Origin of the sequence: Spirulina sp. 06S082 (assembly GCF_034932145.1) — a bacterium.
Taxonomy (GTDB): domain Bacteria; phylum Cyanobacteriota; class Cyanobacteriia; order Cyanobacteriales; family Spirulinaceae; genus CCY15215.
In genome coordinates this window covers 1-26,938 of sequence record NZ_JAYGHV010000395.1, presented here as the reverse complement: position 1 = coordinate 26,938, position 26,938 = coordinate 1, and the positions used below count along the sequence as shown (strand labels likewise).

Genomic DNA, 26,938 nt, shown 5'->3' with positions numbered 1-26,938 from the left:
TTCGCGACTCCAAACAATTTTAACTTTACCAATTTTAGCGAGATAAACATTATGCTGACCGACCTTAAAACCACCACGGGTAAATCTTGCAGATTGTCTCGATTTACGCTTTTTGAATCGTGGTGGTCCTGTACGGACGTTAAATTTAACGTCCCTACCACCTTTCCTACCCCCCTTATTAAGGGGGGCAGGGGGGATTCCTTTGCAAGATTTGAAAAAGTTTTGATAGGCTTGGTTTAAATCGTTGAGGGATTGTTGCAAAGGAATCGCAGACACTTCTCCTAACCATTCTCGCTCAATTGTCTTTTTAGCTTGGGTAATGAACTGTTTTTGCAGGTCGCCATTCTTGGGCTTCTTCTCCTCTTTTTGATATTGTTCGATACAGAAAGCCAAAGAATCATTCCACACGACTCTGACACAGCCAAATAATTGAGCTAAGGCTGTTTTTTGTTCTTGCTTTGGATAGATTCGATAGCGGTATCTAGCTTTCATTGTCCTATTTTATCATAAATTTGTGGCTCTTCTCTAAATATTTGAAAAGCCGCCCTCCGCTTCGCTAAAGGACGGGGCTTTAAACCCAGTTTTTTTGGTAAAAATGGGGGATTGCGAGGGAGGGGATTTATTATAATAATCCAGGCGAAGGCGATCGCGTTAATTTGTTCCAGTTATAGCTAGAGTCTTTAATTTGCTGATAATTTTCGTTGAGTTGGGGTTGTAAGAGTAAAATTGACGCAATTCGTCTCGCCATATTGGTGACTGCGATAATTTCTGCCATTTTTAAGGGTCGATTTAACAGTTTTTCTTCGCGATAACTGAGCCATTTTTTCATAACTTGATAGCCGCCAATGGTATAATTCCAAACATTAATCGGCACGTTTTGCCAATAGGCAATCTCATTGAGATAAACATCACAGGTAGTATTTCCCAGTTGTTGCAGGGCGATTTCTGAGGGGATGACGCTTTTTTCAGCTTCGGTGTAAGGTCGTTCTCTTACTTTACCTTTACCTGGCATAGTCGCTCCTTTTTTCCCCGAATGTCCCCAATCTACAGTAACAGCTAAATCGCCGCGATCGGGGTTCAAGGGTTGGTTTTCAGTATGAGAAATGATGGCAATTTGTTGGTATTCGGTGTTGGGTGTTGTGGTGACTCCGATGACATTTTTTTCGGTGTCGAGAAGTTGGGCAATTTTTTGACCTAATTGGGCAGAATAGTAGAGCATTTCTTGATTATTGGGAAGGGGAATGCGGGGGAAATCTTGGCGAATGCCGTCGGCGTTTTCTGCCAAGTATTCGGGGGAATAACCGATGGCTAAAGCGTGCAACCAAATTAATCCGGCAGTTTCTATGTCTGCGTCTGGGTTTTTGAGATTGAGTTGGGTTAAATAGGTTCTCGCTTTGACGGATAAGTTGGCTTTAATTGTTGTATCTTGATATTGTTCTGTGTCTAATATTTGCAGTTGTTTTTTTCGCTGATTCGCTTCTTTTTGATTTGTTTTATTTTTTATATTTAATGGTTTTAAGCGAATGGGAAAATGATAAGAATGACCCCGAATAAAATCAAAATCTCCCAAGCAATTGATAAAGTAAAAAGGAATACCCTCTGGTTTTGCAACTCCTGAAGGACGACTGACCAAAAAAGAATTCCCTTCAAATTGATGAATAAATAAAGACGGTCGAGGCTCATTCCATAAAGGACGGACAGGACTATAATAACACCATTTTAATTCATAAGGTCGAAGCAGATAACGCATGAGTCTATCGCGGCTGTACTTTTCTGCTGCGATCGCATTTTTCCTGGCTTTTTTTGCATCAAATCTCGCCGCATTTCGGGTTAATCCCGTATTTAATGCTGCTAATTGTTCCCAAGAATAATCGCGATCGAAATATTTTTCCATTCTTGCAGCCAAAATTTCGCGATTGTCATCAATTAAACTAAAACCTCTATTTTCTTTGTATCCCGTAATTGGAGATTCTGTACATAAATCTGTTAATTTTGGCCACTCTAAATAATAAGAATCGACATCAGAAAAACGGAAAGAATAACGATTATATTTTGTGGGTTCTACAATTTCATAACTATTCTCAAAATTCTGATTTTGCAAACTTTTTAAAACATCCTGATTTTTAGTTGTTCCCCAAAAATGTTTAAAACGAATGAGTGACTCTTTTTCTCGTTTATTTTTCTTTACCATTAACGCGATCGCAGTTCCCACGCGAATTCCCGATTTATTGTATTGGGTCGAGAAAACACTCGGATCGGGTTTTCCTTCCGGTGTCACTTTTCCTGTTTCTCGACTGTCTCCATTCAGGCAATCAAACCACAAGCGATCGAACTCTTCTAAAAAATGCTGACGCATGACGACAAAAGAAGGATCGCTTAAGTAAGAAAAATTAGAAATATAGCAAACAATGCCTTTTCCTGTTTGTTCCGAAATACATCGTTCTGCCAAGCGAAAAAACCGCACGTAAAGGTCATCCAAATTAAACTTTTTAATCCCCCAATCCGAAATTAAACCCTCCTTATAAATCTTCACCAAATCATCCTCCTCCACCGGAGAAATCCCCGCAAACGCATTGTAAGGGGGATTACCTAAAATCACCAAAATTGGCTTACTTCGCTTCACCTCATCCGCCGCTTCTCGTTCTTGATTCAACTCTGGAAACGTCAACTCTAACTGCTTAAACTTCTTTTTTTTCTCCTCATTGGGTGGCTGCCAACCCGTCAGCGCATTGGTCAAATAAACCCCAATCCGTTCGTTTTCTTCCACCAAAGGAACGCCCAAATTTTGTAAAACTAACCCCAATTGTAAATGCGCCACGACAAAAGGTGCGGTCAATATTTCAAAACCAAAGACTCGTTTTATCGCCGCTTCCTTCACCTTTGCGATCGCCAGCGCCCCCATCCCCATCTCCTGTAAACTATTGGCAATACACTGCAAAACCTCAACCAAATAAGCCCCCGTGCCGCAACAAGGGTCTAAAATATACACATTATCATCTGCTAATCCCGCCTCAATTTCTAACTCCTCTCGTAGAACTCGATCCACCCGTTCCACCATATATTTAACAATTTCCGGCGGCGTGTACCAAACTCCTAATTCCTTCCGCAATTGCGGATCGAAAGCCTCTAAAAACGGCTCGTAAAAATATTGTACTGCTTCTCCTTCTTCAAACTGTTGAAAAAATGCCTCTCGTTGCACCCGATTTAACGCCGATTCCGTCCAATTTAATACCTCGTCCAACTCCATTTGTTTCAACTTTCTCGGATCTGCTAATTGATAAAATAGCGATTGAATCATAGGAACGTGGAGATAATAAGCCGCCGTTTGCCAATTAAATTCATCCTGGCGATCTGGCTCTTCCTTATGCCATAAAACCCACGCTGAAAACACCCCATAAAATAAAGTTTGTATCAAAGTAGAGCGAAAAAAGCGATCGCCTTTCTCCCCCTCAAATTTAATCCCCAATGCTTCTTCTAAGGCTTGACGAATGCTGGTTAATGCAGGAAGATCGGCATGGTAATCTAAACGAGATTTAGCATCCCGTGCATAAGAAGCTAAAAACCAAGCGACATTTTTAGGAGAAGTAATCGCCGCGCACTGCAATAAAACCCGCTTGAGATATTCGAGAAAGCGATCGCCTTTCTCTTCCGCATATTTCCCTGAATGCGCTGCCCGTTGCCAAAAATCCGCCTCATCTTCTGCTAAAATGTATCGTTCGAGAGTCACTTTATTCCCATTGCGATCGCGTCCAATTAAGAAAAAATCCCGGTAATTCGTAACCAAAACTTGTCCGTATTTTTGCCAATAACGATCTACCTGTTCGCTTTGAGCAATATCTAAAATCTCCTTATTTGTTCCTTTAATTTCCATGACTCCCCGTTCGGGAAAAATTTCCTCGAAAGGTTTTTCTCCTGAGCTTTTTCGGAACTGATTAGCCGCAAATAACCCCCCATCCGGAAACCCTGCACCGCGATTTTTCAATTGAATAATGCAACGAACTTTTGGTTTTAAGGTTTTCCCAACCGCATTCAATAAATTCTCCAAACAACCATAATAAGATGTTTCTTTTACTCCTGCCCCACTTTGATAAATTTCCGATAGATCGTTGAGATATGTTGCAACAAGATTCATAAGGCGATCGCGAATAATTGGGATAAATCGACATTTTTTCTACTCTACTTTTTAAAGCAATCTCTCTCAATGACATAAATCTCAGAGAAGCGCGATCGCCTACCCGTCCTAAGTAAATGATCTTAATTTCACGATGGATGCGGGCGCTAAATCCCTCTTCTCCTCAGATAACAGCACTTGCAAACCAGAATAGCATTGTTTGATGGTACGTTGAATGTCCTACTCCCCCCGTGCGGCGGTAGGAGAAGTGACCACAGCAATGATTTGAGGATGTGGGGGTAACGCTTGCTTTCTCTCGATATCGAAAAAATTTCGGAATACAAATTTGTCATGTTATAATCCAAATTCAGCATAAAGTATATTCCAAAGTAATTTTATTAGGAAAATTGTATGATATTAAAAAAGAAATTAGATAGTTTTCTAAATATCAGACATTTAAGTTTATAAAAATGGCGTGTTATTACAAAGCGATCGCCACTTCAAAATAAAAACCTTGCTAAAATGTAAAGCGATCGCCTATAAATTTCTTCACCCAAGAATATGGTTGTCGCAAGTTCACAACTCAACCTCAAAGATTTTCTCGAATTACCCGACATAGATGAGTCCCCTGCTTGGGAACTAATGGAAGGACGGGCTATGCAAAAACCGATGCCAACGATTTACCATAGTACCTTGCAAAAACGTTTGGTTGCCCTCATTGATGCTTCAGAATCCCCCTATGAAGCATTTCCCGAACTGCGCTGCATCCTAAACACGCGATCGGTCGTTCCCGATATTGCCATTATTCATCAAAGTCAAAAACCAACGGGAAATGTCCCCCTTGAAGAAGCACCTCCTTGGCTCATTGAAATTTTATCCCCCAACCAAAGCACAACTAAACTCATTGCCAAAATTCAAACCTGTTTGCAAGCAGGAAGTCAACTGGGTTGGCTTATCGATCCCAGCGAACAAATTGTGATGGTGCTACAACCCCAAGATCGCTTTGGCTTATACCGAGGAGGCGATCGCCTACCCCTCTTAGAAAACCTAAACCTCTCCTTAACCCCAGAGCAAATTTTTAATTGGCTACAATAAATCGGCTATTTCCCCTCTATCCCATGAAAAATCCCCCACCCGAAGGCAGGGGATTGAAAACCTACTCAGCTAATGGTTAGCCGAACTTACCAGCCGTTGAAGCTATCAAGAACGCCGCGTAGGTGAAGATGTAACCCACCGTGAAGTGAGCTAAACCAACCACGCGAGCTTGAACGATAGAAAGAGCAACGGGCTTATCTTTCCAGCGAACCAAGTTCGCCAAAGGAGTACGCTCGTGCGCCCAAACAATCGTCTCGATTAACTCTTGCCAGTAACCGCGCCAAGAGATGAGGAACATGAAACCTGTCGCCCAAACCAGGTGTCCGAAGAGGAACATCCAAGCCCAAACCGAGAGGTTATTCACGCCATAAGGATTGTAACCGTTGATTAATTGAGCAGAGTTTGCCCAGAGATAATCCCGGAACCAACCCATTAAATAGGTCGAGTTTTCATTGAACTGGGCAACATTACCTTGCCAGACGGCCAAGTGTTTCCAGTGCCAATAGAAGGTTAACCAACCCAAGGTGTTCAACATCCAGAACATGGCGAGGTAGAAGGAATCCCAAGCAGAGATATCGCAAGTACCGCCACGGCCGGGACCGTCACAGGGGAAGGAATAACCGAAATCTTTCTTGTCCGGCATTAACTTGGAGCCGCGAGCATCCAAAGCGCCTTTAACCAGAATCAACACCGTGGTGTGCAAACCAAGGGCGATCGCATGGTGAACCAAGAAGTCTCCAGGTCCAATGGTCAAGAACAAGGAATTAGCCCCGCTATTGATTGCATCTAACCAACCCGGCAACCAAACGTTAGCGTAGTTTGGGTATGCAGTGGAAGCAACACTATCAGGGTTGGATAACAGAACATCCATCCCGTAGAGAAGTTTGCCGTGAGACGCTTGGATGAACTGAGCGAACACAGGTTCGACGAGAATTTGCTTTTCAGGAGTCCCGAAAGCAACCACGACATCATTGTGAACGTACAGCCCCAGGGTGTGGAAACCAAGGAAGAGAGAAACCCAACTCAAGTGGGAAATCAATGCCTCTTTGTGTTCCAGCATCCGCGCTAGAACATTGTTCTCGTTCGCAATGGGATCGTAATCCCGCACCAAGAAGATCGCACCATGAGCAAATGCTCCTACCATCAAGAAGCCGGCAATATACTCGTGATGAGTAAATAAGGCTGCTTGTGTGGTGTAGTCCCGCGCAATAAAAACGTAGGATGGCATGGAATACATATGCTGCGCCACTAAGGAGGTGACAACCCCTAAACAAGCCAGATGCCATCCCAATTGGAAGTGCAGAGAATTGTTATAGGTGTCGTACATTCCTTTGTGACCCGCGCCAATCATGCCGCCAAAAGGCGTGCCTTCTGGGGGAGTGTGGGCATTCATGATCTCTTTCATGCTGTGACCGATACCGAAGTTAGTACGGTACATATGGCCGGCAATGATGAAGAGAACCGCGATCGCCAAGTGGTGGTGAGCGATGTCAGTCAACCAAAGAGACTCGGTTTGGGGATGGAAGCCACCGAGGAAAGTCAAGATAGCTGTTCCCGCACCTTCAGAGGTTCCGAAGATATGACCCGCCGTATCGGGATTCTGAGCGTAAACGCCCCAGTTTCCCGTAAAGAACGGTGCCAAACCTGCCGGGTGAGGTTTCACGGAAAGGAAGTTATCCCAACCCACGTGGATACCCCGAGATTCGGGAATCGCGACGTGAACTAAGTGACCGGTCCAAGCCAAAGAGCTAACTCCGAATAATCCAGCCAAGTGATGGTTCATGCGAGACTCGGCGTTTTTAAACCAAGACAAGCTGGGGCGGAACTTGGGTTGCAAGTGCAGCCAGCCGGCGAACAACATCACAGCAGAGAGGATTAGAAGGAAGATAGACCCTTCGTAAAGTTCTGCATTGGTGGTCATGCCAATGGTGTAGAACCAGTGGTAAACCCCGGAATAGCAGATGTTAACAGGATTGCTTGCTCCCGCTTGGGTGAAGGCATCAATTGCACCTTGACCGAATTGGGGATCCCAAATTGCGTGAGCGATGGGACGAACATTAAGCGGATCTTTAATCCATTGCTCGAAGTTACCTTGCCAAGCCACATGGAAGAGGGTGCCAGAAGTCCACAGGAAAATGATAGCGATGTGTCCGAAATGGGAAGCGAAAATCTTTTGGTAGAGATTTTCTTCGGTCATGCCGTCATGACTTTCAAAGTCGTGGGCTGTGGCAATCCCGTACCAGATCCGACGAGTTGTGGGATCTTGGGCGAGATCTTGGCTAAATTTTGGAAATTTAGTTGCCATAAATCTTTTTGAGGTGTTTTCCTACCTGAACATGAGTCTTATGTAAATTCACTAATGCGAGTTACTGCTCATTTGGGGACTGTCTTACCGCCATCAAAGAAGATTGATTCAATTTGATGGGGTAAGAAGTTAGACTTTCAACCGGACGTTTAACCCACAGAGAGTATTCGCGCCAAGAAGAATGCCCAAGTGGTGACAATGCCTCCGAGGAGGTAGTGAGCGACACCCACTGCACGTCCTTGGGTAATGCTCAACGCACGAGGTTGAATGGCGGGAGCAAGTTTCAGCTTGTTGTGAGCCCAAACAATGGACTCGATTAATTCTTGCCAGTAGCCGCGACCGCTAAACAAGAACATCAAGCTGAAGGCAAAGATGAAGTGACCCGCTAGGAACATAATGCCATAAGCCGAAAGGGCCGACCCATAAGAGTTGATGACATTAGCTGCTTGCGCCCACAGGAAGTCTCGCAACCAACCGTTAATGGTAATTGCGCTTTGAGCGAAGTTACCGCCGGTGATATGAGTGACTGTTCCATCTGGTGCTACTGTACCCCAAACATCGGATTGCATCTTCCAACTAAAGTGGAAAATTACGATGGAGAGGGAGTTATACATCCAGAACAAGCCCAAGAAGACGTGATCCCAACCGGAAACTTGGCAGGTACCGCCACGACCTGGACCGTCGCAAGGGAAGCGGAAGCCGAGTTCGGACTTATCGGGAACCAAGCGAGAACTCCGTGCGTAAAGAACGCCTTTGAGGAGGATCAGTACGGTGACGTGAATGGTGAAAGCGTGGATGTGATGAACCATAAAGTCGGCTGTGCCGAGATGAATGGGCATCATCGCTACTTTTCCACCCACGGCAACGACATCGCCACCGAAAGCCGGACTCACGGAGTTGAGCGCAAAGGGTGCTGTTGCACCGGCTGCTGCTGCATGAACTCCTTGGATCCACTGGGCAAAGATGGGTTGAAGTTGAATGCCCGTGTCCGAGAACATATCTTGGGGTCGTCCCAATGCTCGCATGGTGTCATTGTGAATGTACAGCCCGAAGCTATGGAAGCCTAACCAGATACAAACCCAGTTCAGGTGAGAAATGATGGCATCGCGCACTCGGAGGACGCGATCGAGAGCGTTGTTGACGTTCCCGGCTGGATCGTAATCCCGTACCATAAAGATTGCCGCATGAGCGCCGGCTCCAACAATGAGGAAGCCACCAATCCACATGTGGTGAGTGAAGAGGGACAATTGCGTGCCGTAGTCTATCGCTTGATAGGGATACGGGGGCATCGCGTACATATGATGGGCGATGATGATGGTCAGGGAACCGAGCAAGGCCAAATGCCAAGACAGTTCGGCGTGCCAAGAGGTAATAAAGATCTCGTAAATGCCTTTATGACCTTCACCACCAAAGAGAAGAGGATCGCCTTTATGAGCGTCCATGATCTCTTTAAAGGTATGACCGATACCCCAATTGGTGCGGTACATATGACCGGCAATGATGAACAATACCGCTAAAGCCAAATGATGGTGCGCGGTATCACTGAGCCAAAGTCCGCCTGTTACTGGATTTAAACCGCCTTTAAAGGTGAGGAAGTCTGAATAGACTGCCCAGTTCAAGGTAAAGAACGGCATAATGCCTTGGGCAAAACTGGGATAGATATCCGCCATTAAGCTCGGATTCAAAATCCACTCGTGGGGTAGGGGGATGTCGCTAATGGTTTCGATGACTTTACCGCCTACGGTGAGGGGGCTTCCGGCATCGATCGCATCTAAGCAAGCGTTAATGGGCATGGAGACGTGAATTTGCTGTCCCGCATAGCCTAAGCATCCTAATCCCAATAAACCCGCTAAGTGATGGTTCATCATCGACTCTGCGTTTTGGAACCATTCCAGTTTGGGGGCTTTTTTGTGGTAGTGGAACCAGCCGGCAAAAAGACACAGAGCAGCCATAACTAGACCGCCAATGGCGGTGCAGTACAGTTCATACTCGTTGGTGATGCCGTTAGCACGCCACATTTGGAAAAAGCCAGAGGTGACTTGAATGCCGTGGAAACCGCCACCAACATCACCATTTAATATTTCTTGACCGACAACAGGCCAGACGACTTGAGCGCTGGGTTTGATGTTGAGCGGATCTTGCAACCAAGCCGTGTAGTTAGAGAAGCGAGCACCGTGGAAGTACATCCCACTCAACCAAACGAACACGACGGCTAGATGCCCGAAGTGCGCGCTAAAGATTTTGCGGGAAATATCTTCTAAGTCGCTGGTTTGACTGTCAAAGTCGTGTGCGTCGGCGTGTAGGTCCCAAATCCAGGTTGTGGTTTTGGGCCCTTTGGCTAAGTCACGACGAAAATGACCCGGTTTTCCCCATTTCTCAAAGGAAGTGGGTACGGGATCGGTGTCAACCGCTACTTTTGCTTTTGCCTCTCCTTCTGGAGGACTGATTGTCATGAGGGTTCTCCTCCCTAGACAAAAATGGACAAGCATTTTCCCTGTAAGGGGAATTTGCCAAATAATTTTTTTGATTTGAAAAGCCGACGGAATTTAAGCTGTCGCCTTGTTTTCCCTTAATTATTTAACACCTCAGTGTTCAATTGAGATGTGTCTTTAGGGGGGTTTTGCTTTTAAAACCGCTTATGAAGTAGATGATACGGTGCGTTCGTTCTTTTCGTTGAGATATGTTAACAATATTTAAACTTAGCCAATTTCTCTGTTCGATTGGGGGTTTAGTTCAATAGGAAAGGGGGAAAAGTCAAGGTGTAATCATATTTTTTTTACAAAATGAAATATTTCTCCTGGGCTGTCTGGCGATCGCGGCTTTTCCGGTTCTAGTGCTTGATGTTTCCCCCTCTCTCAAGCTAAATTTGCGATCGGGCAGTCTGGTGTTAAGTCTTCTAAAACCAGAGGTTTGTAAACTGAAGCGATCGCATAAGGAGGGGAAATGGCATTTTCAAAGATTTTGGTTCAATCGAGCAAGTTATTTTGGTTTGGGATTTTGATTTTTGCCTTGAGTTGGGGACTGATGGGGTGTGGCGATCGCATTGAAAGCAAGGTTTCACCATCCCATCGAGAGGCTGAATTAGAATCTTTGGCGGAAGCTGCTCCCCCCCAAGCGTTTGTCGAGTTGGCTCGGAGTTTACTTCGCTATCAGCCTCAAGTGACTATTGTTAGCCCGAAAACTGAGGAAATTATTGCTGATACTCAAGTATCTGTTGCCGTGCGGGTGGATGATTTGCCTATCTATCGCGATCGCGATCTGGGTTTGGGACCCCATGTTGCTGTGATTTTGGATAATGAGCCAATGCGAGAAGTTTACGATCTCGAAGAAGCTCTTGTTTTGGAAGATGTAGCACCGGGTACTCATACTTTGCGGGTTTTTGCGGTGAAACCTTGGGGAGAAAGTTTTAAAAATGAGGGGGCTTATGCTCAAACAACGTTTTCTCTTTTTACGCCGACTCCTCAAAATACGCCCAATACTTCTCAACCCATTTTGACTTACAATAGTCCCCAAGGAGATTATGGAGCAGAGCCGATTCTCCTCGATTTTTATGTGGCGAATGCTCCTCTCCATTTGGTTGCCCAAGAGAGTAATAATGATGAAATTGCTGATTGGCGCATTCGCGTAACTGCGAATGGGAAGAGTTTCTTGCTCGATCGCTGGAGTCCGATTTATCTTAAAGGTTTTGAGCCGGGTATTAATTGGGTGAAACTCGAGTTTTTAGATGAATATGGCAATCCTGTTAATAATACTTTTAACACTTCGGTAGGTCTTTTTAATTATCAACCGGGAGGAGACGATACTCTCTCTCAATTGATTAATGGTGAATTGGCGGCATTAGATGCGAGTGCAATTGTCGATCCGAATTACAAACCGATAGAAACTGCACCTATTATTGTGGAGGATGATTCGGAAGAAGTTCCCACTACTGATGAAGAAGTTATTCTAGAAAGTCCTGAAAACGAGTCCATTGAATTAGAAAAACTTTCTCCTTCTGAACCTTCTCAAGAACTGACATCGGAAGAGGAAATATTAGAGGAAAACTCATCTTCTCAATCTTCTCAAGAACTTATTCCAGATGAAACAACAACACCAGAAGAGGAAATACTAGAGGAAAGCCCATCTTCTCAATCTTCTCAAGAACTTATTCCGGATGAAACAACAACACCAGAAGAGGAAATGTTAGAGAAAAGCCCATCTTCTCAATCTTCTCAAGAACTTATTCCGGATGAAACAACAACACCAGAAGAGGAAATGTTAGAGGACGAAATTCCTATGCCAGAATTGGAGCAAGAACCGATATCGGTAGAAAATAATGTTAAGGATACAGAAAGTTCTGTGTCTGAAACGGAAAATATAGAATCTACTCAAGAAACTTCTGTCGATCCGCCATCCGAGAACTTCTCAATCGATTAATGTTGAGAGTAGTTCTCTCTAAAGCACAAAGCCTCGACTAAATACTTTTTGATTTAGTCGGGGTAATTCATCTCAGATAAAGCGATATGCTTGTTGATTGTAGCAAATAATTTTATTTGCTTCTTGTTTTCGCGATCGCCCTATGATATACTTACTGTGGTTGTATATAATATATTTATTTCAAAATGGGTAATAGTGGCAGCTATAAATAGGTCAAAATACTCCCATTATGATAAGATTAAAAATAACATAAAAAATCAGAAAAAGCAAGGATTTTAACGCAAAAAAATGTTAAGAAATATTTATAAAATTTATGAGCGATTATCAATATCAAGTGGGTGGCAGTTTAAGCAATGAAGCGCCGAGTTATGTGGAAAGAAAAGCAGATTCAGAACTCTATCAGGCTTTGAAAAGAGGAGAATATTGCTATATTCTTAACTCAAGACAAATGGGAAAATCATCCCTCCTTGTCCGCACTAAATATCGACTTGAAGCGGAAGGATTTCGCTGTACTGCATTGGATGTAACCGGAATTGGTAGCGAAAATATTACCCCAGAACAATGGTATAAAGGCATTGCGACTCAAATCTGGTTGGGGTTTAATTTATTGGAGACAATCAACTTAAAAACATGGTGGAAAGAACAAAGCGAGCTATCTCCTTTGCAGCAACTCAGTCAGTTTATTTCCGATATTCTCCTGACACAATTTGAGAGCGATCGCCTCGTTATTTTTATTGATGAAATTGATAGCATTCTCAGTTTACCTTTTTCTATCGACGATTTTTTTGCTCTTCTACGTTTCTTTTACAATCAAAGAGCGATCGAGCCAAAATATAAGCGCATTACCTTTGCGATTTTCGGAGTTGCAACCCCTGCTGATTTAATTCGAGATAAAAAAAGAACGCCTTTTAATATTGGTCAAGCAATACCATTATCGGGTTTTACTGTTGAAGAAGCACAACCTTTAAAAAAAGGCTTAAGCGATAATGAAACTGAAGCTAGAAAAGGACTTGAATTTATTCTTGTATGGACAAAAGGACAACCGTTTTTAACTCAAAAAATATGTAAAATATTGCTAGAAGAGAGAATAGAGATTGGATGTCAAAAACAAGTTTCTCAGACTATTATATCGCGTATTCTTGACAAATGGGAATCTCAAGACGATCCGGAACATTTAAAGACAGTGCGCTATCGTATTCTGAGTAATGAATATATGGCAGGGAGGTTATTGGGAATTTATCAGCAAATATTGAGGGGAGAAGAGATTAAAAGCGATGATAGTCGAGAACAAATTGAACTATTACTCTCTGGATTAGTAGAAAGCGATCGCGGTAAACTTCAAGTTAAAAATCCGATTTATCAAGAGATATTTAATGAAGAATGGGTTGCGAGACAATTGGAAAATTTACGCCCCTACGCAACTAAATTCAATGCTTGGATCGAATCTAAACAAAAAGATGAAACGCAACTTTTACAGGGCTGGGAATTAAAAGAAGCCCTTGCATGGTCGAAAAATAAACAACTGGGAGATATTGATTATCGTTACTTTGGAGCAAGTCAAGACCTTGCTAAACGTGCTGTAGAGAATAACTTAGCTGTTGAAAAAGAAGAACGAGAAAAGGCAGAATTTGCCCTACAAGCTGCCACAGAAGCTAATCGTCTTTTATCCCAGGCAAGGAAAATGGCAAAAATTGCCGGTAAAAATCTGCGATCGCAACCCATTTGGATTCCTTCTATTGCTGCATCGATCGCGGGAGGAGTATTATTATTACGTTGGTTTGGTCTCTTACAAGGACTTGAATGGACGGCATTAGACTGGCTCTTTCAAAATCGTCCTGTGGTGGGCATTGAACCTAGAATTACTATTATTGCCATTGACGAAATAGATTTACAAAAAATCGGTCAGTACCCGATTCCAGATGGAGTTTTGGCCGAGGCGATCGAAACCCTAAAACAACATAATCCTAGAGCAATTGGTTTGGATTTATATCGAGATTTACCCGTAGAACCTGGCAATCAAAAATTTGTTAAACTATTAAAAAATACACCCAATTTAATTGCCGTCGAAAAACTAATAGGAAGTCGTATTTCTCCTCCTCCAATATTAGCTCAAAGCGATCGCATCGGACTGGCCGATCAAATTTTGGATGACGATGGTAAAGTGCGTCGTGCCTTACTTTCCGAACGATCGCCAGAAGGGAAATTACGTTTTAATTTAGGTTTAGAACTCGTATTGCGCTATTTAAAAGAAGAAGGCATTGAAGTACAATCTTTTTCCGATCGCAGTATTCAACTCGGACAAACCCACCTATTTCCTTTTCAATCTTATGATGGTGGTTATATTCGCGCTAAAAGTGGTGGATATCAAGTTTTATTAAACTATTGGGGAAAAAAAGAACAATTTACAACTTTCTCTCTCACGGACTTATTAAACGATCGCATTCCTGGGGAAGCATTAAGAGATCGCATTGTTTTAATCGGTGCAACAGCAGATAGCATTAACGATCTTTTTCAAACCCCTTACCGAGGATTGTATCTGGCAGGTGTTATCATTCATGCTAATATTGCCAGTCAATTATTAAATGCTGCTTTAGAGGGACGACCGATGTTGCAAAGCTGGAGCGAACCCTTAGAATGGTTGTGGGTGTTAATTTGGGGAACAATTGGGGCAACGATAGCATGGTCTGGGAAAGAATTATCTCGTATTGCGATCGCGATTGCGATCGCTTTTTTGGGTTTAATGGGTATTAGCTATGCTGCCTTTTTAATCGGTTGGTGGTTGCCTCTCATTCCCTCTTCATTGAGTTTAATTCTGGCCGCGATCGCCCTTCCCTTTGCGACAGCAAGACAGTTAGAAAAGCAACAACTCTATCATATTGTCGAACTATTGTTGGAAAACCGTAAAGAATATCCTGCCGCAGGATCAATTGCTTTGGAATATCTCAAACAATCAGAAAGTAGCGAAGATCGTCAAGCGATCGAACAAATTATTGTCTCAAAGTAGGGGTTTGGTCTCCAAACCCTTTGAGGTTTGGTCTCCAAACCCTTTGAGGTTTGGTCTCCAAACCCTTTGAGGTTTGGTCTCCAAACCCTTTGAGGTTTGGTCTCCAAACCCTTTGAGGTTTGGTCTCCAAACCCCTACCTCATAATCAACTTTTGTTATAGAATCGGAAAATATGGGAGTTTTGAGGGTAGAAATGTGGTCGAACTGATGAAAACACCGACAGCATGGCAACAATTAAGAAATCGTCAAATTACTTGCGATCGCGCTTTGGCTATGTTAGTTGATGAAGAAGGTTTAATCGACTCCTCCTTACTCGATGCAGAAGTCAGCGATCGCTTTTTTCGCGAATTTCCCCATAAAAAACTCTTACCCCCGGTTGTTCCCCTACTCCTCTGGCAAAATTGTTATTATTTAGGCAGTCCCGTGGATATTTCTGCGGCAGATCTACGCATGATGCGCGATCGCACTTTCGCAGAAATCGAAATTGTTCGCGTTATAGATAAAAGTTATAACAAGTGGTATCACACTTATCACTACAATCCTAAAAATATCACCGCTAATCCTTTTGTAAACCCCCTCACAGGATTAACAGAACAAGAAAATATTAGCGAAACCACAGAACTCTATCTCGCTAAAGCAGTCGGTCAGATCGAACGCATTAAAACCCTCATTTCCGGTGCTTTAAGAAACCGTGCCAGTGATATTCACCTCGAACCCATGCAAGAAGGGTTGAGAGTGCGCTATCGTATCGATGGTGTTTTGCGAGATATCACAACTCTACCCATTGAAATCAGTCGGCGAGTGATTGTTGCCTTAAAGGTCATGTCCGAGATCGACATTGCCGAAAGTCGCAAACCGCAGGATGGACGTATTGGAGAACAATATGCCTCGGGGGAACAGGCAGAATTAGCTATGGATATGCGCGTTAGTACCCTCCCTTGTGTGTTCGGGGAAAAGGCCGTCATTCGTTTGTTACCTCGCAAAAATCCCTTTAAAGTTCTCAACGATCTAGGATTTTCCCCCAAAACCCTCGAAATTTATAAAACTTGGTTGACTCAACCCCAAGGAATTATCGTCTTTACCGGTCCCACGGGTTCGGGGAAAACCAGTACGCTATATACCAGTTTGCAAGCGATTTCCACGGAACACGTTAACGTCGTTACTGTAGAAAACCCCGTTGAGTATATTTTGCCTCGCATTACTCAAACTCAAGTCAATGAAGCCGCAGGAATGACCTTTGCCGCAGGAATGCGGGCGATTTTGCGCCAAGACCCAGATATTATTATGGTGGGGGAAATTCGCGATGAAGAAACCGCCGAAACTGCTGTGAGAGCAGCTTTAACAGGACATTTAGTTCTCACTACTCTTCATACTAATGATGCTCCTGGTGCGATCCCCCGACTGAAAGATATCGGCCCCGATCCAGGGTTGATCAGCGATGCTTTATTGGGTATTGTGGCACAGCGTTTGGTGCGGCGAGTTTGTCCCCACTGCGCGGAATCTTATACCCCCACGGAACAAGATTTTGATAAGTTAAATGTAGACCCCAAGCGTATCGATACTTCCCAATGGCGCAGGGGAAAAGGGTGTAATATGTGTTTTGAGTCGGGATATTTGGGACGGGAGGCGATCGTGGAACTTTTGGATGTAGATGATACGGTACGAGAAATTATTTATGATGGCACAATGACTCAATTACACCGCTATTTAAAAAAGATTAAGTTTGCTTCTTTTCGCATTGCAGCCATTGATAAAGTCGCTTTAGGAGTGACAACTATTGAGGAAGTTTTGCGGGTTTTACCTTACAGCTCTTTGCGTCGCAAGGCATTAGGAGAATGAGAAGGTTTACAAAAATTAAATGTCAAAAAAATATTAAGATCGTACTCTAGCTACCAAGATGTCCATGTCTCCCGATCGCCTTTGGAATGCTATTTTAAAACGCTTGGAAGCAGAATTGACTCCCCCCACCTTCAAGACGTGGATCGAACCTACAACGCTACAAGAATTGCGCGATCGCGTGATGATCGTCCAAGCGCCAAACCCATTTACCCGCAATTGGTTACAAAAACATTATGGCGCGATCGTGGCAGAAGTGGCAGCAGAGATATTAGGATATTCCGTAGAGATTCAGTTTACTACAGCTCGAGGGGATGGCTCGATCGGACAACCTTTATTCACCCCGCGAGATATTTTCCCCAATCCTCCCCAGGAAGATCGCCATTCTTTACCCACGCCATTTAATCTTAAATACGTCTTTTCTCGCTTTGTCGTCGGTGCCAATAATCGCATGGCTCATGCGGCTTCCCTCGCGGTAGCAGAGTCTCCAGGACGGGAATTCAACCCCTTGTTTCTTTGTGGTGGAGTGGGTTTGGGTAAAACTCATCTCATGCAGGCGATCGGGCATTATCGCTTAGAAATTGCTCCCGATTCTAAAGTATTTTATGTTTCTACGGAAAAATTTACTAACGATCTGATTACGGCAATTCGTCAAGATAGTATGCAGAGTTTTCGCGATCGCTATCGTGCAGCAGATGTACTCTTAGTGGACGATATTCAATTTATTGAAGGCACAGAATCTACCCAAGAAGAGTTTTTCTATACTTTTAATACCCTACACGAAGCCGGAAAACAGGTGGTTTTAGCTGCCGATCGCTCTCCCGATCGCATCCCTCGCTTACAAGAGCGTCTCTGTTCTCGCTTCTCAATGGGACTAATTGCCGACATCCAGCCACCGGACTTAGAAACCCGCATGGCCATTTTACAAAAGAAGGGGGAAGATAAAAATATTAGCCTGCCGCAGGCGGTCATCGAATATATTGCCACCCGCTATACGTCTAATATTCGGGAATTAGAAGGCGCACTCATTCGCACCATCGCTTACATTTCTATTTCTGGGTTGTCCATGACCGTCGAAAATATTGCCCCTATCTTAAATCCCACAGCAGATAAGGTGAAAGCAACGCCCCAAAACATTTTAAATGCAGTCTCGGAAACTCTCAAGGTTTCTATTGAGGATCTCAAAAGTAGCTCTCGTCGCCGGGAAATTAGCCAAGCTAGACAAATTGCAATGTATCTGATGCGACAGCATACGGATTTGAGTTTACCGAGAATAGGAGAAGAATTTGGAGGGAAAGACCATACCACTGTTATGTATAGCTGCGACAAAATTACCCAACAGCGCAAAAATGATAATAAACTTAATCAAATCCTCATGCAGTTAAGCGATCGCGTCGGTTTGAATTAAGAAGATTTTAAATATTTGTTTAAGATTTAAAACATTTTTCGGATAATGCTGATTTAGACTTCTAAGGTGTAAAGGTGAACTCTAACAAAGCCAAAACATCCTTTGTCTTTGCATTGCTATTTAAGGAGCATTAATAATGAGACTCCCTCGTAATTGGCTACTCTCCCTATCTCTGAGTACATTTTTTAGTTTTACTGTCCCCATTATCACCAGTGCCGCAATTTTGCTCGGCTTGTGGGGATTAAGTTGCATTCCGACTTGTCAGGCGATCGCGGAAAATAATATCCATCGTGTTTTGGCGTTTTTAGCGGTTTTTGGCAGTGGACACCCTGTCGTTGGGAGTTTAACGATTGGTGGTGCTTGGGGTTTTGTGGGCGGTTTATTCGATTTATGTACTCCCTATCGCTACCAACTCTCTGAATAAATTGGGACAGAAACAACCCAGGAATTCTCGTTCTAATTCTTGACTGTCCCTAATTTGTTTGTATATAATTCATTTATATATTTATATTTTTCGCATATCATTTGCTAGTATTCATTTTTTTAAATAAAAGTAAAGAAATATTATAATTTTTACAGCCATTGATTAACCCTCGCCCATTACCCCACCTCCGTTATTCGTGAATGTACTATATTTATGTACTATATTTATTTACATGGTTTTGCCTCAAGTCCGCGATCGCTAAAAGCACGATATTTGTGCGATCGCTTTGCTAAAGTCGGTATTTCCTTGCATATTTTGGATCTCAACCAAGACGATTTCTCTCACCTCACTTTCTCTCGTCAACTTCAGCAAGTTAAAGAAGCCTTTCCCGATCCGGAGACTCCGATTACAATTATTGGTTCGAGTTTTGGTGGCTTAACGGCTGTATGGTTAGCACAAAAACACCCTCAAGTCAAGCAAGTTATTTGCCTGGGTCCTGCTTTTAATTTCCTGGATCACTTTTTAGCAAAAATTGGCGAACAAAAACTACAACAATGGCAAGAAACGGGATATTTATCGATCTACCACTATGGTCAAAATCGTCGCTTACCTTTGCATTATGAGTTTATTACAGATGTACAGAAGTATCCCGACTCAGAGTTACAATGTGCTGTACCAACATTAATTTTACATGGGCGGTACGATGAAGTTATCCCCATTCAAGCCTCGAAGAATTATCAAAAGAATTTTCCTCAAGTAAAATTAATTGAATTGGAAAGCAATCATACATTAGGAAATGTTATTCCCCAACTTTGGGAAGAAATTCAAAAATTTTGTTTATAGGTTTAAGAAGCACTCACTTTTATTTGTCCGGCATAACTAACACTAATCGATCCTCCATAAGCACAAGTACATTTACTACTATCTGTCAGTGCAGCAAGTCCCCCAATCTTGGTTTTTACCGCACCAGGAGACCAGGGGGCGATCGTGGCAGGAATACAGGCTCCTGGAGTATATACCCCTAGTGCCGCCGCCGTTGCTGCGATGGTCGTCGGGTTGGTAGTCGATTTACAAAGGACAAAACTGGAAATATTGGCGATCGGAGCATAATCCATCACCGTTGCTGCCGTCAAAGTTGCAAATACTTTGACATTAGATGTTACCACTAAAGGTGTCGGTACAGTTCCCATGGAGCAAGAAACTATCGCACCTGTAACCACTAAGTTTGCCATTTTTTCAATGATTAATGAACAGTAATTAATGAACAATTGAGGAAAGATTGACTCTATTTCTTTAGCCTAAACTAACCGTAGCCCCAGAAACAGAAACCGAAGTTCCTCCGCTTACCGTAGCCGTTGTTGAACCTTTTAATGTAGCCGTTGTCGAACCTTCAACGCTAACACTGGTAGCCGCTTTAAGACTAACACTACTGGAGGAAATTGCTAATTTACTACTGCTTACGCTGGCATTCACTGCACTTGTTCCTTTAATTTCCACAGTTTTAGCACTGAGGGTAAGGGTATTGCTAGAACCAGCAGAAATGGTCATATCTCCTGTTGACGTAATACTAACAGATTTACCCTTATCATCCAAAGTAATAGTATGACCTCCTTGAGATTTTACCTCGATTTTCTTATTAGTATCATCAAATAAAATTTGATGCCCTTCTTTGGTTTTGATCTCGATTGTTTTATTGGTATCGTTAAAGTTTGCCACATGACCATAATTGGTCGTTAAATAAGCCCCAATACAACTGTTATCTTTATCCTCTTCAACAAACTGGAATTTGTGACCGACTCGGGTTTGTAAAGTTCGCAAGCGGACTTTCCCCTTAGCCACACTACTTGTCACCTCTTCTGGAGGTTTATCTGTACCATTCCACAAGCCTCCCAGGACAATAGGGCGATGAATATCACCGTGTTCAAAGGCTACGAGGACTTCATCCCCCACCTCTGGCAAACAGTCAAATCCCCGAGAACTTCCTGCCCCTACTCCTACCACCCTCGCCCACCAACTTGTGTGAGCATCAGAGCCAGATTCAGGAGTGAGAGTGGGAAACCAAACCTTCACGCGATGGAGTTTGTCAGTCTCATCATTATTGTCTGTCACTTTACCAATTAATAAAGTTTGACCGATTTTTAAGCGATTGGGAGGGGAGAGAATACTGAGTAAATCTCCCCCGCGCAACCCACGCACGCTAAATTCTGTCGTGTAGGTTCCGCGATCGTAAATTTGACGAGTTTCGGTAATATAATACTCTCCCGTGTAGCTTCCCATGTTGGTCAATTTAACAATTTTACCGGGACGAATATCCGGATTTCCAGTTGCTGTCGCATCAGCAACAACAAAATCCCCTGACAATTCATCCACTAAGGCTTGAGCAATTGTGTCTGCTTCTGTAGAGCTATAAATAGGCTTATCAACCACAATCATTTTCGGAGATGTCGGCTTATCAAATAGCGTACTGGAACTCATTCCTTTGCCATATTTCGTGGAGGTTAAAACATTACTTTGAGATGATTTTGTCGAAGAAATTTCTTTTTTTGTGGTATAGTCCCAGCCTCTTACTTCTACTTCTTTCACTTGCTCGGCACTAGAAACTCGTCCGCGAAAACTCGATAAATCTGTTAACCATTCTAGCTCTAATGTTGCTGAAGAACTAGGCTTACGAAAAAATAGTTTTTCATCTTGAACAAATAACTCATAACCATTACGAGCCGCACGTTCTCGCAAAAATTCCATATAGGTTTGATTCTCTTGGAAAACATAATCGTGAGTGGGGCTGGTTGTGTCTATTGTTCCAGTAGAAATCCCGACTATTGAAGCGATTTTTTTTACGATATCACTATCCGTCATATCCTGATAAGAAGCAATAATTCTCCCTCGATGTAAGCGATGAGCAACATCATATCCTCGCACGATAATCGGCGCTTCTGCTTGACTGGTAAAATGTGTTTCTAGCCCTGTAATTTCTCCTTTCATTAACGTCCCTGTCGCTTCATCGCTAAAATCTTCTGATTCTGTTGTACTGGCTGTAAAACTAATTTCTACGGCTGTTCCCATCGAGAAGCTACTTTCATTTTCTCCAAAAGTATCATCAGAATTACCACCATATTTAGGATTGCTCACAACAATTGTAAACATACTGGGAGCATGAAGACTTTCCTCGACAGAAGCATAGATAATATCTTCTTTGAGGTCGTCAGAAATTGCGCTTCCTCCTACTTTAATCGTTAGTTTTGGGGTATAACTTGCAGTAGCCATAATTTACAATTCAAAATCCAAAATTGAGGGATAAAATTAGTTTAACGACTCGAACGATTGGTGGTATCGTAAGATTTGCTACTAGCACTAGAAGCCGTTAATTCTTCAACTTCTAACAGGTTTAGGCTCGTAATTTTTGCCTGTACTGGTGTGCCATCGCTATAAAATCGGGTTAACTCATAAGTCAAGGAAGTAATAAAACATTTGATATAGGTTTTTTGACCCCAAGTTAAAGTATAAACTGGGGGTCGTCCTAAAGAGTCATCTTTTTCCAATGCGGTTTCAAATTTTTGAATATAGGTCATAACATCTGTTCCCGTTTCGTAAGTATCGAGGATAATCTCGGAAATTGAAACAGTGCTGGCATTAGGACCTTTATAGTTTACCTTGGGTAGTCCTCCTCCCCCGGTTCCTTCTTCACATTTTGTTTCAAACGATCGCGTCACTGTAATTTTAGTGGGGTTAAACAAAAATTCGATCGTATCGTTTTTCTCAGAAATAAATTGTGCTTTTTCAAGAGCCATGTTTTTCTCCTTAATTTGTTAATTTTGGCGTTACCAAGGCAAACGTCCAGAATAGCCAGAACCATGACGTTCTCGTTCTAAAACTAAGCGTTGACGAACGAATTTATAGATTTCTCGTGCTAAGATTTCTAGGTTATTTCCGTTATTTGTTGGTGTAGATTCTTCATTTTGAGAGGTTAAGGTTACAGATTGATTTTCGTCTGTATCTCTCATTATATCTGGCATTTTAGAATTTGAGCGATCGCTTGTTCTTTGAATAACGGGGAATCTTAAGGGTTGAATAGCAGGGGCGATCGCGTTTTGAGAATTTCGTCTCGAAGAAGACTTCTTAGGGGGAGATTTTTCTTTTGGTGTTTTTGTTTTCTTTATTTTTGTTTCTGGTGTTGGTTGTCGTTGTACGGTTTCGTTATTTTTGGTTGTTTTCTGTTTATTTTTTGGTGTTTTGAGAGAAGAAGGAGAAGCAGTTTGTCTAGGAGTTGTTGCACCGATTAATTCTTCGATATTCGACCAAGCATCAGGGATATCGTTAATGCGATCGCCACTTCGCTGCACCGAATTTACCTGGGAAGGAGAAGATTTAGAAGAAGTTGATGTTGCAGTGATTAATTCTTCAATACTCGACCAAGCATCAGGAATATCGTTAATGCGATCGCCACTTTGCTGCACTTTATCTTGAGTTGGGGAAGATTGCATTTCTCCTATTAACTCAGCAAGGTTAGAGGGAGAGGATGGTGTATTTGTGTTAATTGTGGAAGGCGATCGGCGATCGTTAGTGCGATCGTGAGGTTTTGCTTCAATCATTCTCTGTACTATATCTGTGAAATTTCCAGAAGACTGTAGACTACTATTTTGGAATTGTTGTGACTGCGGCTGAGATTTTCCCGAACGACTCAAAGGACTGAGTTGCGCCAAATTTTCCAACACAGTTGGCATTTTAGAAGTTATTGATTCAGATGAATTCAAGTGAGTTAGAGATGCCAATTGTTCGATAGGTTTCAAAGACTTCTTCGGTTTTTTGCGAGGTAGTGTCAGGCTAGAATTATCTGAAATGCGATCGGATGTTCCTCGTGGAGTTTGAATAAATTCTCTTGGGTTAGAGATGTTTTGAGTTAAGAGAGAATCTTTAGAATTAATTGGAGTTGAATCTGTTTCTAAAATAGGAGAAATAGATTGTTTCTGAACAGGTTTACTTTGCGGTACATCAGAGAAAGAAGGTGTTTCTTGTTTAGTATCAGAAGACTCGATTTGAGGTGAATCTGGAGTTATAACTGTTTCTGAGATAGGAGAAATAGATTGTTTCTCAACAGGTTCACTTGGTGATACATCAGAACGAGAAGGTATTTTTTGTTTAATATCAGAAGACTCGATTTGAGTTGAATCCGGAGTTGCAACTGTTTCTGAAATAGGAGAAATAGATTGTTTCTGAACAGGTTCATTTTGCGCTACATCAGAGAAAGAAGGTGTTTCTTGTTTAATATCAGAAGACTCGATTTGAGGTGAATCTGGAGTTATGACTGTTTCTGAAATAGGAGAAATAGATTGTTTCTGAACAGGTTCGTTTTGCACTACATCAGAACGAGAAGACGTTTCTTGTATAGCATCAGAAGACTCGATTTGAGGTGAATCTGGAGTTATTACTGTTTCTGAGATAGTTTGTGGTGTTGTGATGTTCGCATCATTTGTTTTTCTAAAGATGCGTTTAGCTAAATTCTTTAACGAACCAAAAGCACCTTCAGACGAAGACGATGAAGATCCTATATTTTGTGTAACTGTCTGTTGCTGCTGAATTTCCGTCTCTGATGAGGAAATTTGATCTGTTGGAATAATATCTGAAGGATTAACAATGAGGGATTTTTCTAATGGAGGAAAATAATTTTCAGGTATAGTTAAGTCAGATGGTTTTCGGACAATTTCTTGCTCTGTTGGAGCAATATCTGGTTGAAGTTGTTCGTTAATCAGACTCTCTTGATTTTGTTTCTCTGGAGGTAAACTTGGAGGAGGTCGATCGCTTTGTTGTTCGTCCTTTTCCAAACTTTTCGTAGTCTCAGATTGAGCTTTTTTATATTTTTGTAAGGTTGAAGGTAAATTTTGTGCTGGAACACGATCTACGGAATTTTCTTGGCCCGATCGCGCTTGTAGATTGTTAGATTGACTGCGATCGCTTTCCAATTTTGCAACCAAATTTGTTCGCGCTTGTTCTAACCACGAACGTCTCGGTGATGCTTGTCCTAGACTTGTTTCTTTTGGTTTTTGTGTGGATATTTGTTGTGTTTGAGAAGGAGATGAAGGTGCTACATTTTGGGCTTCTACATCCTGTTGAATGCTTACTGGAATTTGTGTACCTGGATGTTGGTCAAAACGACTTCTTTTCGGTGTTTGCTGTTCTTGAGAAGAACTTGAAGAAGAATTAATCGGTGATTTTTCTTGTCCTGTTGGAGAAGTATTTTGAGATTGAGGAGAAACAAACTTTTGTAAATTCGGTGGTATTTGCTGTGAATCAGAAGGCGCGATCGCCTCATTTCCTTGAGAAGGAGATGAAGGATTTATATTTTGTGCTTGTTCTTTTTGTTGTTGAATATAGCGTTGTAAATTCGGTGGTATTTGTTGCGAATCAGAAGGCGCGATCGCCTCATTTTCTTGAGGAGGAGATGAAGGATTTATATTTTGTGCTTGTTCTTTTTGTTGTTGAATATAGCGTTGCAAATTTGGGGGTATTTGTTGCGAATTAGAAGGCGCGATCGCCTCACTTCCTTGAGAAGGAGATGAAGGGTTTATATTTTGTGCTTGTTCTTTTTGCTGTTGAATATAGCGTTGTAAATTCTGGGGTATTTGTTGCGAATTAGAAGGCGCGATCGCCTCATTTTCTTGAGGAGAAGAGGAAGGAGTTATATTTTGTTTTTCTATATCTCGCTGAATATTAGCTGGAACTTGCGTTCCTGGATGTTGGTCAAAACGACTTCTTTTCGGTGTTTGCTGTTCTTGAGAAGAACTTGAAGAAGAATTAATCGGCGATTTTTCTTGTCCTGTTGGAGAAGTATTTTGAGATTGAGGAGAAACAAACTTTTGTAAATTCGGGGGTATTTGTTGCGAATCAGAAGGTGCGATCGCCTCATTTTCTTGAGGAGGAGATGAAGGATTTATATTTTGTGCTTGTTCTTTTTGCTGTTGAATATAGCGTTGCAAATTTGGGGGTATTTGCTGCGAATTAGAAGGCGCGATCGCCTCGTTTCTCAAAGCTGGAGTATCTGGTATTTGATTTGAACCTAAATCCTGACTGTAAGTAATGTTGTCTTGAGGAGAAAAGTCAGGAACAGCACTTCTTTGCCATTGTGTTTGAATGTTTTTAAGAGAGCCTTTAGGTAAAGACTTAAGAATAAATGGGTGTTGCTGAAATTGTGAAAAAATATTAGTATTGGGTAAAGCATCAATTAATTCTGGGCGATCGCGTAATGCTTGTAATACAAAAGTTGATGTACTTAATGTTGAGAGCGGTTGCGCCCCCAAAGGATAGAGAAATTGTGGCTGTAAATAGTTTTTTCTGATAGATTTATTCATAATCGCAAATAGTCAATTAATTACTGGCAAAATATCCCGTAGCATCTCTTCCACTTGAATGAATTGTTGCGCCACTACTCGAAGAACTCGAACTTAGTGTATTATTAACATAAATTTTTAACCCTTCATAAGCTAACGTCAACTCCTCGATCGCAACGCTCGTCCCATCCGCTTGCAAGGAAGGGGCTTTCCAACTCACAGGAATGGCTCCAATTAGTGTCCATGTTTGGATTGTTTCACCCGCTTGATTGAAGAGTAAAATATTAACATTGCGCCTATAATCGCTAATATTTTTCGTATCGCTTCCCGCAGATTTAAAGGTGCTAAATAAACTACTAGCCCAGCCCAAAAATACTAAATCGTTAGACATTCCCCGCTTCAGTGTTACATTGGAAAACTTAACATCTTTCAGCATAACTCGCTGCTGATTGTTAACCCCCCCTTCATAAAAAACCTCGTGTTCGAGATCCGCCCCTAAACCGGAAAACTCATTGAAACTCGCACTAATGTAACTGCTTTCCTGCATCTCCACATAAAAGCGATTGATAGTAATATAGTTATAATCCCGGATACTTGTGTCAGTCATCACCTTAATCCTCTTCTATTGTTCCCATAGCGATCGCGTTGATTGCTCAAATCTTCTATCATTAATTCATAAACCCGATCGCCTAACTTCTTCATTAAGAGGGGGTCTTCCATCACCTCAGAGGCAAATTGAGCAATGGAACTAGGGGGATCGTCATCGGAAAAACAAGAGCAAGACTCTTCAATAAGCTCGCTATCCGCTTCAGAAAAACGAGCAAACCCAATTGTACCCCCCGCATCTCCATGAAAAACCAGAGGTGCCATTGTAGATTTTGCTTTCATCAGAAAAATTGGGTAGAAACCCCGTCCTATAAGGACGGCTTTATATTAGTTTCGCTACCGCCTTGGAGTTGTTTAATTAGGGTGCTTTTGTATTGCACTTTTAACAGGACAATTACTGTATCTAATTAA

The 26,938-nt window shown here is 42.2% G+C and carries 17 protein-coding genes; 7 read left to right on the top strand and 10 right to left on the bottom strand.

The genetic code is table 11. The features are described from left to right. Together VB714_RS23595 and VB714_RS23590 are read right to left on the bottom strand one after the other, a co-directional pair. On the bottom strand, positions 1–492 hold a 492-nt coding region (locus VB714_RS23595; RefSeq protein ID WP_323227290.1), incomplete at its 3' end, for an RNA-guided endonuclease InsQ/TnpB family protein. 130 nt (positions 493–622) lie between these two features. After that, entirely contained in the window at positions 623–4,132 is a 3,510-nt protein-coding gene (locus VB714_RS23590) for a type ISP restriction/modification enzyme (protein ID WP_323227289.1), read from the bottom strand. A 540-nt stretch (positions 4,133–4,672) separates the two neighbouring features. Between VB714_RS23590 and VB714_RS23585 the strand changes: the two genes are divergently transcribed. Continuing rightward, positions 4,673–5,206, top strand: coding sequence for a Uma2 family endonuclease (locus VB714_RS23585; RefSeq protein ID WP_323227287.1), 534 nt, complete (start codon positions 4,673–4,675; stop codon positions 5,204–5,206). Between the two features lie 76 nt (positions 5,207–5,282). Here the strand turns inward: VB714_RS23585 and psaB are convergent, their stop codons facing one another. Next, positions 5,283–7,511, bottom strand: a complete 2,229-nt coding sequence (gene psaB / locus VB714_RS23580) for a photosystem I core protein PsaB (RefSeq protein ID WP_323227285.1) — start codon at positions 7,509–7,511, stop codon at positions 5,283–5,285. A gap of 149 nt (positions 7,512–7,660) precedes the next feature. Further along, positions 7,661–9,964, bottom strand: a complete 2,304-nt coding sequence (gene psaA, locus VB714_RS23575; protein WP_323227283.1) for a photosystem I core protein PsaA — start codon at positions 9,962–9,964, stop codon at positions 7,661–7,663. 490 nt (positions 9,965–10,454) lie between these two features. Between psaA and VB714_RS23570 the strand changes: the two genes are divergently transcribed. The 6 genes from VB714_RS23570 to VB714_RS23545 all read left to right on the top strand — a co-directional run bounded on the left by VB714_RS23570 (position 10,455) and on the right by VB714_RS23545 (position 19,442). Then, positions 10,455–11,927, top strand: a complete 1,473-nt coding sequence (locus tag VB714_RS23570; protein WP_323227282.1) for a hypothetical protein — start codon at positions 10,455–10,457, stop codon at positions 11,925–11,927. A 313-nt stretch (positions 11,928–12,240) separates the two neighbouring features. Further along, positions 12,241–14,931 (top strand): CHASE2 domain-containing protein, encoded by a 2,691-nt coding sequence (locus VB714_RS23565; protein WP_323227281.1) that lies wholly within the window; start codon positions 12,241–12,243, stop codon positions 14,929–14,931. Positions 14,932–15,138: 207 nt separating this feature from the next. Further along, the gene (locus VB714_RS23560; RefSeq protein ID WP_416309777.1) at positions 15,139–16,770 is read left to right on the top strand and encodes a GspE/PulE family protein; all 1,632 of its coding nucleotides are present in this window, start codon (positions 15,139–15,141) and stop codon (positions 16,768–16,770) included. Positions 16,771–16,828: 58 nt separating this feature from the next. Next, a complete protein-coding gene (gene dnaA, locus VB714_RS23555) occupies positions 16,829–18,175 on the top strand; it encodes a chromosomal replication initiator protein DnaA (protein WP_323227279.1) in 1,347 nt (448 codons plus the stop codon). 136 nt (positions 18,176–18,311) lie between these two features. Further along, the gene (locus VB714_RS23550) at positions 18,312–18,599 is read left to right on the top strand and encodes a hypothetical protein (RefSeq protein ID WP_323227278.1); all 288 of its coding nucleotides are present in this window, start codon (positions 18,312–18,314) and stop codon (positions 18,597–18,599) included. Positions 18,600–18,812: 213 nt separating this feature from the next. Beyond that, positions 18,813–19,442, top strand: a complete 630-nt coding sequence (locus VB714_RS23545; protein WP_323227277.1) for a YqiA/YcfP family alpha/beta fold hydrolase — start codon at positions 18,813–18,815, stop codon at positions 19,440–19,442. A gap of 2 nt (positions 19,443–19,444) precedes the next feature. Here VB714_RS23545 and VB714_RS23540 read toward each other — a convergent pair whose 3' ends face one another. The 6 genes from VB714_RS23540 to VB714_RS23515 form a co-directional block, all read right to left on the bottom strand. After that, positions 19,445–19,831 carry a DUF4280 domain-containing protein gene (locus VB714_RS23540; protein WP_323227276.1) on the bottom strand — a complete coding sequence of 129 codons (387 nt, stop codon included), beginning with the start codon at positions 19,829–19,831 and terminating at the stop codon, positions 19,445–19,447. A 61-nt stretch (positions 19,832–19,892) separates the two neighbouring features. Further along, positions 19,893–21,863, bottom strand: a complete 1,971-nt coding sequence (locus tag VB714_RS23535) for a VgrG-related protein (RefSeq protein ID WP_323227275.1) — start codon at positions 21,861–21,863, stop codon at positions 19,893–19,895. Positions 21,864–21,904: 41 nt separating this feature from the next. After that, entirely contained in the window at positions 21,905–22,387 is a 483-nt protein-coding gene (locus VB714_RS23530) for a hypothetical protein (protein ID WP_204105972.1), read from the bottom strand. 30 nt (positions 22,388–22,417) lie between these two features. After that, positions 22,418–25,942, bottom strand: coding sequence for a hypothetical protein (locus VB714_RS23525; RefSeq protein WP_323227274.1), 3,525 nt, complete (start codon positions 25,940–25,942; stop codon positions 22,418–22,420). A 16-nt stretch (positions 25,943–25,958) separates the two neighbouring features. Further along, on the bottom strand, positions 25,959–26,528 hold the full coding sequence (locus VB714_RS23520; protein WP_323227273.1) for a phage tail protein: 570 nt from the start codon (positions 26,526–26,528) through the stop codon (positions 25,959–25,961). Next, the gene (locus VB714_RS23515; RefSeq protein WP_323227271.1) at positions 26,528–26,809 is read right to left on the bottom strand and encodes a hypothetical protein; all 282 of its coding nucleotides are present in this window, start codon (positions 26,807–26,809) and stop codon (positions 26,528–26,530) included. Before VB714_RS23515 ends, VB714_RS23520 begins: the two co-directional genes overlap by 1 nt. Positions 26,810–26,938 lie beyond the last annotated feature (129 nt).

Bases quoted from the DNA above. Each gene is read 5' to 3' on its own strand.
- VB714_RS23560 (WP_416309777.1), top strand. From the start codon at position 15,139: ATGAAAACACCGACAGCATGGCAACAATTAAGAAATCGTCAAATTACT.
- VB714_RS23545 (WP_323227277.1), top strand. From the start codon at position 18,813: ATGTACTATATTTATTTACATGGTTTTGCCTCAAGTCCGCGATCGCTA.
- VB714_RS23550 (WP_323227278.1), top strand. From the start codon at position 18,312: ATGAGACTCCCTCGTAATTGGCTACTCTCCCTATCTCTGAGTACATTT.
- VB714_RS23585 (WP_323227287.1), top strand. From the start codon at position 4,673: ATGGTTGTCGCAAGTTCACAACTCAACCTCAAAGATTTTCTCGAATTA.
- VB714_RS23520 (WP_323227273.1), bottom strand. From the start codon at position 26,528: ATGACTGACACAAGTATCCGGGATTATAACTATATTACTATCAATCGC.
- psaA (WP_323227283.1), bottom strand. From the start codon at position 9,964: ATGACAATCAGTCCTCCAGAAGGAGAGGCAAAAGCAAAAGTAGCGGTT.
- VB714_RS23565 (WP_323227281.1), top strand. From the start codon at position 12,241: ATGAGCGATTATCAATATCAAGTGGGTGGCAGTTTAAGCAATGAAGCG.
- VB714_RS23530 (WP_204105972.1), bottom strand. From the start codon at position 22,387: ATGGCTCTTGAAAAAGCACAATTTATTTCTGAGAAAAACGATACGATC.
- VB714_RS23525 (WP_323227274.1), bottom strand. From the start codon at position 25,942: ATGAATAAATCTATCAGAAAAAACTATTTACAGCCACAATTTCTCTAT.
- VB714_RS23535 (WP_323227275.1), bottom strand. From the start codon at position 21,863: ATGGCTACTGCAAGTTATACCCCAAAACTAACGATTAAAGTAGGAGGA.
- VB714_RS23515 (WP_323227271.1), bottom strand. From the start codon at position 26,809: ATGAAAGCAAAATCTACAATGGCACCTCTGGTTTTTCATGGAGATGCG.
- VB714_RS23590 (WP_323227289.1), bottom strand. From the start codon at position 4,132: ATGAATCTTGTTGCAACATATCTCAACGATCTATCGGAAATTTATCAA.
- VB714_RS23570 (WP_323227282.1), top strand. From the start codon at position 10,455: ATGGCATTTTCAAAGATTTTGGTTCAATCGAGCAAGTTATTTTGGTTT.
- VB714_RS23540 (WP_323227276.1), bottom strand. From the start codon at position 19,831: ATGGCAAACTTAGTGGTTACAGGTGCGATAGTTTCTTGCTCCATGGGA.
- dnaA (WP_323227279.1), top strand. From the start codon at position 16,829: ATGTCCATGTCTCCCGATCGCCTTTGGAATGCTATTTTAAAACGCTTG.
- psaB (WP_323227285.1), bottom strand. From the start codon at position 7,511: ATGGCAACTAAATTTCCAAAATTTAGCCAAGATCTCGCCCAAGATCCC.